The organism is Pseudomonas sp. KB-10 (assembly GCF_018221585.1).
Taxonomy (GTDB): Bacteria; Pseudomonadota; Gammaproteobacteria; order Pseudomonadales; family Pseudomonadaceae; genus Aquipseudomonas; species Aquipseudomonas yangonensis.
In genome coordinates this window covers 395,367-410,354 of the sequence record NZ_QYYB01000003.1, presented here as the reverse complement: position 1 = coordinate 410,354, position 14,988 = coordinate 395,367, and the positions used below count along the sequence as shown (strand labels likewise).

Here is a 14,988-nt window from a genome sequence, read left to right as displayed (position 1 = left end):
AGGCCACACCGAGCAGTCGCCGGCCTTCTCTGAGCCGGTCGGATTAACTGAAAGGATGCGCGTCCTGCACATCCCTGCGGTACCGAACGTACCGCTTTGGCCCGAGACCTAGATCTCGGGTTTCTCGAACAGAGCCATCGCCTCGACATGCGCGGTTTGCGCGAACATATCGAGAATCCCGGCGCGGCGCAGGCGGTAACCCTGCTGCACCAACTCGGCGGCGTCGCGCGCCAGCGTGGTCGGGTTGCAGGATACATAGACCAGACGCCGCGCGCCCAGCTCGCTCATCCCACGTACCACCTCAAACGCCCCGTCGCGCGGCGGGTCGAGCAACACCGCGGCGAAACCACCGCGCGCCCAGGCTTCATTGGCCAGCGGGTTGGACAGGTCGGCACGATAAAAGTGCGCATTGTCCAAGCCGTTGTTCTGCGCGTTGCCTGCAGCCCGCTGCACCATCGCCTCGACGCCCTCCACGGCCACCACTTCGGCCGCCTGGCGCGCCAGCGGCAGAGCGAAGTTGCCCAGGCCGCAGAACAGATCCAGGACCCGCTCGCCAGGTAGTACTGCCAACCAGTCTAGCGCCTGAGCGACCATGGCCTCATTGACCAGACCATTGACCTGTACGAAATCTCCCGGACGGTAGGCCAACTGCAATTGCCAGCGCTGCAGCTCGAACCCCAGCACCGCGGAGGGATCGTCCGGCTGTGGCTGTCCCTCGCCCTGCAACCACAGCTGCGCGCGATGCTCGTCGCAGAAGGCGCGCAGGCGGCTCAGATCAGCTTCCAGCAGCGCGGCGGTATGGCGCAGCAGCACGGCTTCGGCGCTGCCGCTGAACAGCTCGACGTGCCCAACCGCCTGCGGTTTTTCCAGACTGTGCAACAACGCCGGCAAGGCGCTGAAAATAGGTTGCAAGGGCTGTACCAGTACCAGGCATTGGTCGATGGCGACGATGTCCTGGCTGGCTTCGGCGCGGAAACCGACCTGCAACTGACGTCCCTTGGCATCCCAGCGCACGGCAACGCGCGCGCGGCGGCGGTAGCCGAGTTCGGGGCCCGTCAACGGAGCTGCCCACTCGTCCGGCTGAACACCGCCCAGGCGTGACAGCTGCTCGGCCAGCGTGCGCTGTTTCAGGGCAAGCTGATCGGCATGCGGCATATGCTGCAAGTTGCAACCGCCGCAGCGATCGGCATGCCTGCAAGGCGCCTCACGGCGCTCGCCGCTGGCAGCGATGATGCGTTCGGCGCGCGCTTCGATGGTCTGGCTGCGGGCGCTGAGCACCCGCGCCTCGACCTGCTCGCCGGCCAGGGCGCCGCTGACGAACCAGGTACGCCCGCCTTCGAAGGCGATGCCGCGACCGTCGCCAGCCAGGCGCTCGATGGCGAGCTTCTGCTTCTTGCCGACCGGAACCTGCGCCGCGCGACTGCCGCCGCTGGGCTGAAAGCGCAGGTTGGAGCTGCGTCTGGCCATCAGTGCGCCGGTTCTTGGTAAACGCCGGTGGACAGGTAGCGGTCGCCGCGATCACAGATGATCGCCACCAGCACCGCGTTCTCCACCTGCTGCGAAAGGCGCAGCATGCCGGCCACCGAGCCACCAGAGGAAACGCCGCAGAAGATGCCCTCTTCCCGCGCCAGACGGCGCATGACGTGCTCGGCCTCGGCCTGGCCCATGTCCATCACCTGATCGACCCGTTCGGCCTGATAGATCTTCGGCAGGTATTCCTCGGGCCAGCGACGGATGCCCGGAATGGCCGAGCCTTCCTGCGGCTGCAACCCGACGATCTGGATCGCCGGGTTCTGCTCCTTGAGGTAGCGCGAGGTGCCCATGATAGTGCCGGTGGTACCCATGGAGCTGATGAAGTGAGTGATGGTCCCGCCGGTCTGGCGCCAGATTTCCGGGCCGGTGCCGCTGTAGTGCGCCTCGGGGTTGTCGCCATTGGCGAACTGATCGAGCACCTTGCCGCGCCCTTCGGCCTGCAGCTTCTCGGCCAGATCACGCGCGCCCTCCATGCCCTCTTCCTTGCTGACCAGGATCAGCTCGGCGCCGTAGGCGGTCATCGCCCACTTGCGCTCGGCGGTGGAGTTGTCCGGCATGATCAGGATCATCTTGTAGCCTTTGATCGCCGCCGCCATGGCCAGGGCGATACCGGTATTGCCGCTGGTGGCTTCGATCAGGGTATCGCCGGGGCGGATGTCGCCGCGCAGTTCGGCGCGGTTGATCATCGACAGCGCCGGCCGGTCCTTGACCGAGCCGGCCGGGTTGTTGCCTTCCAGCTTGACCAGCAGCGTGTTGCTGGTGTCGCCGCCCAGGCGCTGCAAGCGTACCAGGGGCGTATTGCCGATGCAGTCGGCGATGGTGGGAAATTGCAGGGTCATGGGTCGCTCGAATCCAGACTGACGCGAAGGGGCGTCATGATACGCCGAACCCGTGACTTCATCACGCCATGATCGCTGTCATGTCGTGCCGCAAGCCGGCAGCCACCAGGGCTGCCGCTAGTTTTCACAGCGCGGCGGAGAAATCCTTCAAGGTCTTCATCAGTCCCTGATAACCGCCTGTCGCGATATACCAGGTGGCCGGATCGAGGTAGAACACCTTGCCTGCTGTCCAGGCCTTGCCTGCGGCGATTCCCGGGTGTTTGCCCAGGGTTTCTTCCGCCTTGCCGTCACCCCCGGTTGCCGCACCACGATCCAGAATCACCAACCAGTCCGGCTCAGCCTGCAAGGCCGCATCCAGGCGCACCTGCTGCTGTTCGCGCAGTTGCCTGGCCTCCGGCGAATCCGGCGCCGGGCGCTCCTGCGGCACGCTGGCCGGGTCCAGCGCCTCAGCAACGGAGCGGGTACCTAACACCTCGTACAGCATACCGAAACGCTCACCCGGGGCATGCAGCATCAGGGCATCGTTGATGGTGAACAGTGTCAGCGAGGTCAGCCCCTTGCTCTTCTCGTGCGTCGCTGCCAGCGCCTGTTCAAGCTCGCTACTGAGTTTCGCGGCCTGCTCCTGCTTGTCGAAGATAGCTCCCAGCAGTTGCAGGTTGCCCTCCACGCCCGCAAGGAAGCTTTCCGGAGCGATACTGAGGTCGATGGTCGGCGCCAGCTGCGCGAGCTTTTCGTAAGCGGCGCTGGAACGCCCGGCGATAATGATCAGATCCGGCTCGAGGGATTGCAAAGCGGCATAGTCAGGCTCGAACAGGGTACCGATGTCGACCACCTCGCGTCCGGCATAAGCCTTCTGCAGATAGGCCGGACCGACCATCTGCGGCACTCCGGCCGCCCATACGCCGAGCGCATCGAGCGTGTCCAGTGTGCTCAGGTCGAACACGGCAATCCGCTTGGGGGCTTCATTCAAGGTCAGGCTGCCCTGGGCATGACTAACCGTAACGGGATAGGCCGCCTGGGCCGACGCGAGGACCAGCGAACTGAAGATCATAAGCACGTTGGCCAGAACCCAGCGAAGCGAGATCATGTTCTCTCCTTGTATTTGTTATCAATTGAAGGTCAGAAGGGCTACCCATGAACGTTGTGAAACGCCCAGGGGTTGGCGACGGCAACACGGCGGATGACGCCAGGACCGGTATTCGCCGCCGTGCCTCTTTTAGAAAGTGGTGGTAAAGCCCAGGGTATAGCGACGCCCGTCGAGTACCACGCCGTAGTCGCTGTTGGTCACCTGTTTGTTGTCGAGGTTGTAAATGCCGGCCTTGAGCTGGGTGCTGCCGGTAACCTGCCAAGTCGCACCGAGGTCGACGAAGCCGTAGCCCGGGGTGCCCTCGGCGATCGAGGTACGACTCAGGTAGTCGGAGGTACGGCCACGGTAGTTATACTGGGTCCACAGGCCGATACGGTCGCTGAGCTGGTAATCCAGGAGCGCATTGAACATGTGCCTGGGAATCTTGTTCAGCGGCTCACCTTTCAAACTGCCGCTTTTCTGCTCGGAATCGGTGAAGGTATAGCTGGTGCCCAGGCGCAGATTGCGTAGCAGGTCATAGTCCAGGGTCAGCTCGACACCCTGCATCTCGGCTTCGTCTACGTTGATCTGCTCGCTGACGAACCAGTAGTTGGTGCCTTGATAATTCGTGGAGCAGCCATTGGCACCCACGCCCCAACTCGCCGGGTTGGAAGAAACGCCTCCGCCGTCCGCACTGGAACACAGGCGATTCTCGGTAATCTTGTCCTCGAACTTGGTGAGGAACAGCATGGCGCTGGTGTTCAAGCCCAGTTCGGGGCTGTCGTAGACGAAGCCGAATTCGTAGCTGGTGCTCTTTTCCGGATCGAGATTCGGATTACCGATGATCACTGCGCCTGGATAGGCCAGCCGACCTCCACCGGTAACGGCTCCGTAGTTGGGAGCCGACTCGCGCAGGGTCGGTGTGCGGTAGCCAGTGGATACTCCGCCCTTGAGCGCGAGCTCCGGGGTCAGATGATAAACGCCGTACAGGCGTGGCGAGATATGCGTGCCGTAGTTCTCGTCGCGATTCATGCGCAGACCAGCGGTGATCGCCAGGTCATCGGTGACCTGCCACTCGTCTTCCATGAACAGCGAATACTGCCAGCGATCAGCCGTCATCGGGCCACGGTCGTTGAGCGCATTGGTCGCCCGGTCCTTGAGCTCTTCGCTGATGTACTGCACGCCAAGCGTCAGAGTGTGGCGATCGAAGAAATAAGTGCCCTGGGAATTGGCCGTCAGGGTGTCGAAGAATATGCCGCGCAGCCCGGTGGTCTCACTGCCGCGACTGGGATTCTCGGTTTCCTCGTACTTGATGTAGCTGCTCATCTGAAGCTGGCCATAGCGACCGTCGTGCGCCAGGGTGAACACTTCGCGATCACCACGGGTAAATGCGTCAGCCGTACTGGAAACACCGGCATTGGCTTCACGCTCCTGGCGCGAAAAGTCATAAGCCAGGGAGATATCGTTCTCTTCATCCGGCGTCAGGGTAAGCTTCAGACCGCCCTGCTTGCGGGTGAACTTCGGATCGCTGGAGGCATCTTTGCCGCCACCCTGAAAGTGACTTTCTTCGATACGCTGGAAGCCGCCATTGACCTGCAGCGACAGTAACTGGTCGATCAGCGGCCCGGCTGCATAGACATTGGTCTGCCAGCCATCTTCGTTGATCTGGTTATTCTTGCCAGGCGTGGTGTACTCGCCGGAAACGGAGCCAGTCCACTGGTCAGGCGCGCGACGGGTAATGATATTGATGATGCCGCCCATGGCGTTGCTGCCGTACAGCGACGACATCGGCCCGCGGATCACTTCGATGCGTTCGATCATCTCCAGCGGCGGCAGGAAGGCGATCTGGGTGCCGCCCGCCATGCCGTTGGGGCTGAAGGCATCATTACCCTGCATGGGACGGCCATCGATCAGGTACAGCGTGTAGTCGCTAGCCATGCCCCGGATGGAGATGTCCTGATAGGTGCTGCCACCCGAGGCATAGACACCCGGCACGTTTTTCAGCGCGTCAACGACGTTCTTGTAGGCTTTTTTCTCCAGTTCTTCACGAGAAATCACCGAGATGCTTGCCGGCGCGTCGGCTATGTTCTGCTCGTAACCAGCAGCACTCACCACCTTGACGCTTTGCAGCTCAATGGCGTCCTGGGCATGCGCAGCCGTACAGGTCATGGCAACGCCGCTGATGGCGCATGCCAGCCGGCTGCGAGAAAAACGCAACATATAAGTATCTCCTTGGCGATCCATATCCCGATCAAAGCCATGCATGGATCAAACACAACCATGCAGAGCCTGAAACGATGACTATTGCTGCCTTCGGTCAGGCAGCAGGAAAAGCCAAACGATACTTAATATCATTTGCGAGTAAATTGAATTTACATTCTATACAATTAGGTCGCGTCAAGGGCCGCGGGCAGCAAAACGTGCATATGCAGGCCGCGCCGCTGCGGACTCGTCGCCCACATCTGCCCGCCCTGCAAGGCGATGGCGCCACGCGCGATGCTCAGTCCGAGGCCGAAGCCTCCGTCACCAGGGCGCGCATCATCAAGGCGCGCAAAGGGCTTGAAGATGAACTCCAGCTCTGACTCATCCACACCGCATCCTTCATCGCTCAGTTGCAGATGCCAGCGACCATTTTCCAGCCACCCCTGCAAGCGCACGACACCGCCCTGCGGCGAATGACGAATAGCGTTGCGCAGGATGTTCTCCAATGCCTGCGCCAGCCCGTTGAGATTACCCATCACGCGGCAGTTGGCAGGCAGGTCGCAGGGCATGCGCTCGGCGGGCCATCCCGTTTCGAACCCCGCGTTCTCCCGTAAAACATCCCAGAGCCTTACAACATCCACCTCTTCTAGCGGCAAACTAGGCCTTTCGGTATCCAGCCAGACCAGTTCGAGGGCATCCCCCACCAGCTTCTCCATGGTCTGTACTTCACGCTCCAGGCGCTGGCGCAACGCCGCAAGGTCCTGTTCGCTCTCGCCCGCAACACGCAGGCGAGCCAATGGTGTACGCAGCTCGTGTGAGAGCGCTCGCAGCAACTGCCGCTGGTAGGCCACCGTACCTTCAAGGCGCTCAGCCATATGATCGAAGGTACGCGCCAGCTCGCCGAGCTCGTCGCGACGCTTGACCATCTCCGGTCCCAGTCGAGCCGAAAGATCGCCCGCACTGAGAGCCGCTGCCTGCCGCCGCATGATGGACAGCGGCGCGATCAATACGCGATACAGCACCACACCAAACAAGACCGCCAGCAGTGCTGGCAGTAGGCGTTCCAACAGCAGGTTCCACAAATCGCTGTAGCGCCTTGGACTCAGGTGCCAGGGAAGGTCCATCACCAGGCGGCCCTGGCCGTCGCTGAACGGGATGTAAAAAGAGGGCGTTCCGTCAGGACGGCCCACTGGAAAATCCAGGCGACGCACGAAATCCAGACGCTGCGATTCCTCATCATCCAGCGGCCGTGAAGACAGCGATCTCTTGCCGTTATCGACCACCACGGCCCAGACCGACTCGCGCGCGCGCAGCCGCATCAGGAAAGCATCGACACCCTCGGCGCCATCGCGGCGCCAGGCATGCTCTGCCTCCTCGGCGTAATCCAGCAGCACCTGCCGACTCGAGTCCGACAGATAGGACGAAGCCTCGGTCACGAATCGCCCGAGATCGGCGTACAGACTCGTCAGAAACAGGCAGAACAGCGCCAGCGCTCCGGTCAGGCGCCACAGCAGCGAATGCCTGCCGGGCAGGGTCACGCGCTCACCTGCACCAGTATGTACCCCCTGCCCCAGACCGTTTCCACCCGGGCCGCAGCGTAACCAATGGCCTGCAGCTTGCGACGGATATGACTGACGTGCATGTCCAGGCTGCGGTCGTGCTGGGCGTAGGCGCGGCGCAGCGCCTGCTGATAAAGGAAGGGCTTGCTCAAAGCCTCGTCCTTGTGCCGCCAGAGCAGCTCCAGCACGCGGTATTCGCTGGGTGTCAGGCCAGCCCAGCTGTCACGGAAGGCGACATCGCTGCGCCCTTCGTCGAACTGCAGGCCGCTGTCCTCGGTGCTCGGCCGCAGTTCACGTCGCTCATAGGCCACACGCCGCAAAATCGCCTCTATCCGCACGCTCAGTTCACCCAGACTGAAGGGTTTGGGCAGGTAGTCATCGGCGCCCTGGCTGAAACCGGCGATGCGGTTTTGCTCGTCGCCCAGCGCCGACATCAGCAACACCGGCACACTGCGCTGCCGACGCAGGCGCTGGAGCGCCTCGAGGCCGTTGGTACCAGGCAGCAGGATATCCATCAGGATCAGGTCGAAATCTTCGCTTTCAGCCAGCTGCAGACCTTCGCTGCCGTCATGGCTGAGCGTCACGTCAAACCCACACCTCGTCAGGTGGGCCTGCAGGTGACTGGCAAGCATCGGATCGTCCTCGACGGCAAGAATTCGAGCCGAGGTAGAAACAGGAGTCATCATGGTGAAAACCGAACAGGCAGAATGAGAACAATTCTACCTATTAAACGACGAGCACTCACCTACAGATTCCCCCGCGCCGAATCGCTACACTGCTCGGACGTTCTGAAGGAGGAAGGTCGTGTTCAAGGATCTCAGCATCAAAGGGCGCGTGCTGCTGCTCACCTTGCTACCCACAAGCCTGCTGGCGCTGGTGCTGGGTGGCTATTTTACCTGGGTGCAGCTGTCGGACCTGCAGACTCAGTTGTTGCAGCGCGGCGAGATGCTGACCGAACACCTGGCGCCCCTCGCGGCCCCGGCGCTGGAACAGAACGATGTAAAAAAACTTGAACGCATCGCTCAGCAGGCACTGGAGCACCCGGACGTTCGTGCAGTCGGTTTTCTTGCCCCCGAACGTGCCCTGCTGGCGCATGCCGGGCCGAGCATGCTGAATCCTTCTCCCTCCGGACAGCCGGGGATCAGCCTGCTCAGCGGCCAGGACGCCACGCGTTTTCTGCTGCCCGTCTACGACCAGCATCTGGTGTTCAGCGACCTACGGGGTGAAGAGCGCAAGCTGGAGCTGCTCGGCTGGGTCGAGCTGGAGCTCTCGCACCAGGGCACGCTGCTCAGCGGCTATCGCAGCCTGTTCGCCAGCCTGCTGCTGATCGCCGCAGGCCTTGCCGTCACCGCCCTGCTCGCCCTGCGCATGAGCCGCAGCATCAACGGCCCGCTGCGCGAGATCAAGGCCGGCGTCGCCCTGCTCAAGGACGGCCGTCTTGAAACCCGCCTGCCGCCGCTGGGCAGCCATGAGATGGACGAATTGGCCGCCGGCATCAACCGCATGGCCGAAGCCTTGCAAAATGCCCAGGAAGAACTGCAACACAGCATCGAGCAGGCCACCGAGGACGTGCGCCAGAACATGGAAACCATCGAAATCCAGAACATCGAGCTGGACTTCGCGCGCAAGGAAGCCCTGGAGGCCAGCCGCATCAAGTCCGAATTCCTGGCCAACATGAGCCATGAGATCCGCACCCCGCTCAATGGCATTCTCGGCTTCACCAACCTGCTGCAAAAAAGCGAGCTCAGCCCGCGCCAGCAGGACTACCTGTCGACCATCGAAAAATCCGCCGACAGCCTGCTCGGCATCATCAACGAAGTGCTCGACTTCTCCAAGATCGAGGCCGGCAAGCTGGTGCTAGAATCCATCCCCTTCAATTTGCGCGACCTGTTGCAGGACACCCTGACCATCCTCGCCCCCGCCGCTCATGAAAAACAGCTGGAGCTGGTCAGCCTGATCTACCGCGACACTCCGCTGGCGCTGCGCGGCGACCCGCAACGCATGAAACAGGTGCTGACCAACCTGGTGAGCAACGCGATCAAGTTCACCCGCGAAGGCACCATCGTCATGCGCGCCATGGTCGAGGACGAGAGCGCCGACACCGCGCAGCTGCGCATCAGCGTGATGGATACCGGCATCGGCCTGTCGGATGAAGACCTGCGCGCGTTGTTCCAGGCTTTCAGCCAGGCCGACAACTCGCTCAGCCGCCAGGCGGGCGGCACCGGCCTCGGCCTGGTGATTTCCAAACGCCTGATCGAACAGATGGGCGGCGAGATCGGTGTCGACAGCACGCCGGGCGAAGGCTCGGAATTCTGGATCACCCTGACCCTGCCCAAGGCCCGGGACGATGCCGAGGACCTGCCGCGCGCCGCTCTGCAGGGCCGCCGCGTGGCCGTACTGGAAAGCCACGAGCTGGCGCGTCAAGCCTTGGCCCATCAGCTCGAAGACTGCGGTCTGGTGGTGGAAAGCTTTGCCGATGCCAGCCAGCTCTTCGAGGCGGTGAACGACCAGCGGCATCGCGAACCACCGCTGAGCCTGGCAGTGCTGGGCATCACCGCCAGTCAGATGCCACCCGAAGAACTCGGCCAGCGTATCCACGACCTCGATCGTCTTGGCTGCAAAGCCCTGGTGCTATGCCCGACCACCGAGCTGGGGCTGTTCCACGAATCGCTGCCCGACGCCTACACCCAGCTGCAGGCCAAGCCTCCCTGCACGCGCAAGCTGCATAAGGCGCTCACGGAAATGGTCAACCCACAGCGCTCGGCCAGCGAGCCGGTCGCCATTGGCGACACGCGCCGACCGCAAATCCTTTGCGTCGATGACAACCCGGCCAACCTGCTGCTGGTGCAAACCCTGCTCGACGACCTGGGTGCCCAGGTCAAGGCAGTGGACAGCGGCTACGCGGCGATAGAAGCCGTTCAGCAAGGCAGCTTCGACCTGGTGTTCATGGACGTGCAGATGCCCGGCATGGATGGTCGTGAAGCCACCGAAGCGATTCGCCAGTGGGAAAGTGAAGAAGGCTGCAGCGCCACGCCGATCATTGCGTTGACCGCCCACGCCCTAGCCAACGAGAAGCGCGCCCTGCTGCAAAGCGGTATGGACGACTACCTGACCAAACCGATCAATGAACGCCAGCTGGCCCAGGTGGTGCTCAAGTGGACAGGCCTGAATCTGCGCAACCAGCCGAGTCACAGAATCGCCCCAGCTGCGCCGCCTCAGTTGCAGCCCAAGGTGCTCGACGCCGAAGAGGGCCTGCGCCTGGCCGCCGGCAAGGCCGACCTGGCGGCGGACATGCTCAGCATGCTGCTGGCCGGCCTGCCTGGAGATCGTCAGGCCATCCGCCAGGCGCGCGATGCAGGCGAGCGCACCGCGCTGATCGAGCGGGTTCACCGGCTGCACGGCGCCACCCGCTACTGTGGCGTGCCGCAACTGCGCGCCGCCTGCCAGCGCAGCGAAACGTTGCTCAAGCAGGATGATCCCGAGGCGCAACGCGCACTTGACGAACTGGACGACGCCATAGTGCGCCTGACCGAAGCAGCTGCCCAGAGCGCGTAGGGCCAGAGCTGTAGCCCGGCTGCGTTGCGGGGCCGGCTGGCTGCGTTTCCCGGCTTTCATCCGGGCTACGCATCTTTGCAGGAGCGAATTCATTCACCATCACAGCGCGAATTTCGCGGACACATCCGCTCCAAGCAGAAGCCGTAGCGCACAGCACCGCGTGATAGCATGCCGGCTGAACCGGAGGACCCATGGCCGAACACGATTTCCGTTATTCCCTGCTCAACCCGCAACACACCCTCACCGAATGCCGCGCCCTGGCGCCGGGCCGCTACCAGGTCACCGGCAACGGCGGTTCGATCCAGGCGGGTGACACGCTGCTGGTCACCCTCAAGGGCAGCCGCGACCTGCACATGCGCCTGGATGTGGAAAAGGTTCGCCACCTGATCAACCCGCCCGGCCAGTGGCTGGCCGTGTGCAAAGGGCCGCAGTTCAAGGAACTGGCCATTCATAACTGGCAGGTGAACTGCGACGGTTGCGGCAAGCAGCTGGATTTCGAATTCGCCGTCGATGCGGCGCTCGGCAAGGCGGCGCAGGCGCCGGCAGCCGAGGCCCGCATCGCCGAACTGGGCTGGCGCAACGACGCTGGCCGTCATCTATGCCGCACCTGCCAGGAGGCCTGACACCATGAACCGCGCCCTGCCCCTCGCCCTGTTCGCCGCCGCACTGGCCGGCTGCGCCAGCGACGCGCCGCAACTGGAAACCGAGCGCAGCTACCGTGTGGAGTGGATCGGCGAACGCCCGCTGATCGATCGCAGCCACCTGACCATCACCTTCGCCGCTGACGGCCGCGCCCATGGCCACGCGGGCTGCAATCACTGGTTCGCCGGCTATACGCTCAATGGCGACACGCTCAGCTTCGAGCCGGCCGGCAGCACCCGCAAGATGTGCGCTCCTGCTCTGATGGAACAGGAACAGCGCTTCCTCGCGGCGCTCGGCGAGGTGCAGCGCTGGGACTTCAACGGCATCGGCCAGTTGCAGCTGTGGCCGGCAAGCGGCAAGCCGATCCGCCTCTGGGCCGAGTAACACGACGCTCGCTTACAGGACGCGCACTGTTCCTGTAGGAGCGGCTTCAGCCGCGATGACAACTCGCCGCTAAAGCGCCTCCCACATTCATCGCACGCACCATCCGTAGCCCGGATGCAATCCGGGCCCAGGCTCAAGAACAGCCCCGAATTTCATCCAGGATACGCAATGCTCCTGTAGGAGCGGCTTCAGCCGCGATAAAACCTCGCGGCTAAAGCCCCTCCCACAACGGCAACTAGGCGAACAGCTCCAGCTGCTCCTGCCGGCCACGCAGATCGTGCAGCCTGACCCCCACCCCGAGCAGCCGCACCGGCTTGTCGCCCCGGGCGAAAGCATTGCTGAGCAATTGCCGATAGCTTTCCAGATCCCGGCTGGCGCCCGCCTGCTCCAGAGTGGTCTGGGTGAAGTCGTGGAACTTCACTTTGACGAAGGGCTTGTCCGGCTTATAGCTCGCGTCCAGGCGCTGCAGGCGGCCGTTCATTTCCTCGAGCAGCGCCGGCAGTTTCTCCAGACAGGCGTCCAGATCGGGCAGATCCTGATCGTAGGTGTGCTCCACGCTCAGTGACTGGCGGCGGCTATCCACCTTCACCTCGCGCTCATCGATGCCGTGGGCCAGGCGCCACAGGCGCTCACCGAAACTGCCGAACTCACGCACCAGCGCCAGCTTGTTCCAGTCACGCAGATCCAGACAGGTACGAATCCCTAAGCGCGTCAACTTGTCTGCTGTGACCTTGCCGACCCCATGCAGCTTGCCCACCGGCAACTCGGCGACGAAATCATCCACCTGATCCGGCGTGATGACGAACAATCCGTTGGGCTTGCGCCAGTCACTGGCGATCTTGGCCAGGAACTTGTTCGGCGCCACGCCGGCCGATACGGTGATGTGCAGCTCCTGCGCCACCCTTCGGCGAATCTCCTGGGCGATGCGCGTGGCGCTGCCGGAAAAATGCGGCGAGTCACTGACGTCGAGATAGGCCTCATCCAGCGAGAGCGGTTCGATCAGATCGGTGAACTGGCGAAAGATGCCGTGAATCTCCCGCGACACGCTGCGGTAGACCTCGAAGCGCGGTTTGACGATCAGCAGGTCCGGACACAGCTTCAATGCATGCCGCGACGACATCGCCGAGCGCACACCGTAGGCACGCGCTTCGTAATTGCAGGTAGCGATCACCCCGCGACGGTCCGCCGAACCGCCGACAGCCAGCGGACGATTGGCCAGGCTCGGGTCGTCACGCATCTCGATGGCAGCGTAAAAGCAGTCGCAATCCACATGAATTATCTTACGCACAACATCCTCGGAAGCCTTGTCCGGCCTGGCCTGGAGCACTAAAGTCTAACAGCTGTTTAACGCTAAGCACCTGAGTTGAAAACACTTTTCTTATAAATAGCGGTTGACACCCGAGCATCTGGCTGTAGAATGCCGCCCCACAGACGCGGGATGGAGCAGTCTGGTAGCTCGTCGGGCTCATAACCCGAAGGTCGTAGGTTCAAATCCTGCTCCCGCAACCAGCTTCACGAAAAGGCCACTCACTGAGTGGCCTTTTTGCTTTGGCGAGAATTAGTTTTTTCGATCATAAGTAAGAAATCGATTGACAAGACTTTAAGCAAGCGTAGAATTGTCGACGCGGGATGGAGCAGTCTGGTAGCTCGTCGGGCTCATAACCCGAAGGTCGTAGGTTCAAATCCTGCTCCCGCAACCACCTTCAGAAAGAGGCCACTCAAACGAGTGGCCTTTTTCGTTTCCGCCCCCTGACCAGCACTGGTCAAGCGTATGATCCGCCGCTAGAATTGCGCACTTTTTGATCAGAGGCGCCACCCAGGCGCCCTTAGAGGTTAGCCCGCATGTCCACCGCCACACCGAAAGTCGGCTTCGTTTCCCTGGGTTGCCCCAAGGCCACCGTCGACTCCGAACGCATCCTGACCCAGCTGCGCATGGAAGGTTACGAGATCGTACCGACCTACCAGGATGCCGACGTGGTGGTGGTCAATACCTGCGGCTTTATCGACAGCGCCAAGGCCGAGTCGCTGGACGCCATCGGCGAGGCACTGGCCGAGAATGGCAAGGTCATCGTCACCGGCTGCATGGGCGTGGCCGAGGACAGCATCCGCGATGTGCACCCCAGCGTGCTGGCCGTCACCGGCCCGCAGCAGTACGAGCAGGTGGTCAGCGCGGTGCACGAGGTCATCCCGCCTGCTACCTCCCACAACCCGCTGATCGACCTGGTGCCGCCGCAGGGCATCAAGCTGACCCCACGCCACTACGCCTACCTGAAGATTTCCGAAGGCTGCAACCATACCTGCAGCTTCTGCATCATCCCGTCGATGCGCGGCAAGCTGGTCAGCCGTCCGGTGGGTGATGTGCTCGGCGAGGCCGAGCGCCTGGTCAAGGCCGGAGTCAAGGAGCTGCTGGTGATCAGCCAGGACACCAGCGCCTACGGCGTCGACATGAAGTACAAGCTGGACTTCTGGAACGGCCAGCCGGTGAAGACGCGCATGCTCGAGCTGTGCGAGGCGCTGTCGTCGATGGGCGTGTGGGTGCGCCTGCACTATGTCTACCCCTACCCCAACGTCGACGACGTGATCCCGCTGATGGCCGCCGGCAAGCTGCTGCCGTACCTGGATATCCCCTTCCAGCACGCCAGCCCGAAAGTGCTCAAGTCGATGAAACGTCCGGCCTTCGAAGACAAGACCCTGGCGCGCATCAAGAAGTGGCGCGAGATCTGCCCGGAGCTGACCATCCGCTCCACCTTCATCGTCGGTTTCCCCGGCGAGACCGAAGAAGACTTCCAGTACCTGCTGGACTGGCTGACCGAAGCGCAGCTCGACCGCGTCGGCTGCTTCCAGTACTCGCCTGTAGAAGGCGCGCCGGCCAACGACCTGGGCCTGGAACCAGTACCGGATGACGTCAAGCAGGAGCGCTGGGAGCGCTTCATGGCGCACCAGCAGGCGATCAGCTCGGCACGCCTGCAGGCCAAGATCGGCCTGGAAATGGACGTGCTGGTCGATGAAGTGGACGGCGAAGGCGCCGTGGCCCGCTCCTGGGCCGACGCCCCGGAAATCGACGGCAGCGTGTTCATCGACTCCACCAGCGTCAAGCCGGGCGACAAGGTGCGTGTGCGCATCGTCGACGCCGATGAATACGACATGTGGGGCGAGCTGGTCTGATACCCGCCGACTAAAACAAACCCCGCTCGATGCGGGGTTTGTT

General features: G+C 62.7%; 11 protein-coding genes and 2 tRNA genes. 6 read left to right on the top strand and 7 right to left on the bottom strand.

Annotated elements, in window-relative coordinates; all coding sequences use genetic code 11:
- Positions 1-108: 108 nt before the first annotated feature.
- The 6 genes from rlmD to DXK50_RS10445 form a co-directional block, all read right to left on the bottom strand.
- A complete protein-coding gene (gene rlmD, locus DXK50_RS10470) occupies positions 109-1,467 on the bottom strand; it encodes a 23S rRNA (uracil(1939)-C(5))-methyltransferase RlmD (RefSeq protein ID WP_212630258.1) in 1,359 nt (452 codons plus the stop codon).
- A complete protein-coding gene (gene cysM / locus DXK50_RS10465) occupies positions 1,467-2,372 on the bottom strand; it encodes a cysteine synthase CysM (RefSeq protein WP_115291237.1) in 906 nt (301 codons plus the stop codon). Before cysM ends, rlmD begins: the two co-directional genes overlap by 1 nt.
- 124 nt (positions 2,373-2,496) lie before the next feature.
- Complete coding sequence (locus tag DXK50_RS10460) at positions 2,497-3,459, bottom strand: siderophore ABC transporter substrate-binding protein (RefSeq protein ID WP_212630257.1); 963 nt, start codon at positions 3,457-3,459, stop codon at positions 2,497-2,499.
- A gap of 129 nt (positions 3,460-3,588) precedes the next feature.
- Positions 3,589-5,658, bottom strand: a complete 2,070-nt coding sequence (locus tag DXK50_RS10455) for a TonB-dependent receptor domain-containing protein (RefSeq protein ID WP_212630256.1) — start codon at positions 5,656-5,658, stop codon at positions 3,589-3,591.
- Between the two features lie 167 nt (positions 5,659-5,825).
- On the bottom strand, positions 5,826-7,178 hold the full coding sequence (locus tag DXK50_RS10450) for a histidine kinase sensor domain-containing protein (RefSeq protein ID WP_212630255.1): 1,353 nt from the start codon (positions 7,176-7,178) through the stop codon (positions 5,826-5,828).
- Positions 7,175-7,885 (bottom strand): response regulator transcription factor, encoded by a 711-nt coding sequence (locus tag DXK50_RS10445; RefSeq protein WP_212630254.1) that lies wholly within the window; start codon positions 7,883-7,885, stop codon positions 7,175-7,177. Before DXK50_RS10445 ends, DXK50_RS10450 begins: the two co-directional genes overlap by 4 nt.
- A gap of 118 nt (positions 7,886-8,003) precedes the next feature.
- On the opposite strand from DXK50_RS10445, the gene DXK50_RS10440 reads away from it, so the two are divergent.
- The 3 genes from DXK50_RS10440 to DXK50_RS10430 all read left to right on the top strand — a co-directional run bounded on the left by DXK50_RS10440 (position 8,004) and on the right by DXK50_RS10430 (position 11,780).
- A complete protein-coding gene (locus DXK50_RS10440) occupies positions 8,004-10,754 on the top strand; it encodes a response regulator (protein WP_212630253.1) in 2,751 nt (916 codons plus the stop codon).
- Between the two features lie 191 nt (positions 10,755-10,945).
- Positions 10,946-11,377 (top strand): hypothetical protein, encoded by a 432-nt coding sequence (locus DXK50_RS10435; RefSeq protein ID WP_024308724.1) that lies wholly within the window; start codon positions 10,946-10,948, stop codon positions 11,375-11,377.
- A 4-nt stretch (positions 11,378-11,381) separates the two neighbouring features.
- Positions 11,382-11,780, top strand: a complete 399-nt coding sequence (locus DXK50_RS10430; protein WP_212630252.1) for an META domain-containing protein — start codon at positions 11,382-11,384, stop codon at positions 11,778-11,780.
- Positions 11,781-12,015: 235 nt separating this feature from the next.
- Here the strand turns inward: DXK50_RS10430 and dinB are convergent, their stop codons facing one another.
- Positions 12,016-13,068, bottom strand: coding sequence for a DNA polymerase IV (gene dinB, locus DXK50_RS10425; RefSeq protein WP_212630251.1), 1,053 nt, complete (start codon positions 13,066-13,068; stop codon positions 12,016-12,018).
- A gap of 144 nt (positions 13,069-13,212) precedes the next feature.
- Between dinB and DXK50_RS10420 the strand changes: the two genes are divergently transcribed.
- The 3 genes from DXK50_RS10420 to rimO all read left to right on the top strand — a co-directional run bounded on the left by DXK50_RS10420 (position 13,213) and on the right by rimO (position 14,945).
- A tRNA-Met gene (locus DXK50_RS10420) sits at positions 13,213-13,289 on the top strand.
- Positions 13,290-13,403: 114 nt separating this feature from the next.
- Positions 13,404-13,480: transfer RNA gene (locus DXK50_RS10415), tRNA-Met, on the top strand.
- A gap of 142 nt (positions 13,481-13,622) precedes the next feature.
- Positions 13,623-14,945: a 30S ribosomal protein S12 methylthiotransferase RimO gene (gene rimO / locus DXK50_RS10410; RefSeq protein WP_161866355.1), complete on the top strand. Its 1,323-nt coding sequence runs from the start codon at positions 13,623-13,625 to the stop codon at positions 14,943-14,945.
- Positions 14,946-14,988: the final 43 nt, after the last annotated feature.

Bases quoted from the DNA above. Each gene is read 5' to 3' on its own strand.
- rlmD (WP_212630258.1), bottom strand. From the start codon at position 1,467: ATGGCCAGACGCAGCTCCAACCTGCGCTTTCAGCCCAGCGGCGGCAGT.
- cysM (WP_115291237.1), bottom strand. From the start codon at position 2,372: ATGACCCTGCAATTTCCCACCATCGCCGACTGCATCGGCAATACGCCC.
- DXK50_RS10460 (WP_212630257.1), bottom strand. From the start codon at position 3,459: ATGATCTCGCTTCGCTGGGTTCTGGCCAACGTGCTTATGATCTTCAGT.
- DXK50_RS10455 (WP_212630256.1), bottom strand. From the start codon at position 5,658: ATGTTGCGTTTTTCTCGCAGCCGGCTGGCATGCGCCATCAGCGGCGTT.
- DXK50_RS10445 (WP_212630254.1), bottom strand. From the start codon at position 7,885: ATGATGACTCCTGTTTCTACCTCGGCTCGAATTCTTGCCGTCGAGGAC.
- DXK50_RS10435 (WP_024308724.1), top strand. From the start codon at position 10,946: ATGGCCGAACACGATTTCCGTTATTCCCTGCTCAACCCGCAACACACC.
- DXK50_RS10430 (WP_212630252.1), top strand. From the start codon at position 11,382: ATGAACCGCGCCCTGCCCCTCGCCCTGTTCGCCGCCGCACTGGCCGGC.
- rimO (WP_161866355.1), top strand. From the start codon at position 13,623: ATGTCCACCGCCACACCGAAAGTCGGCTTCGTTTCCCTGGGTTGCCCC.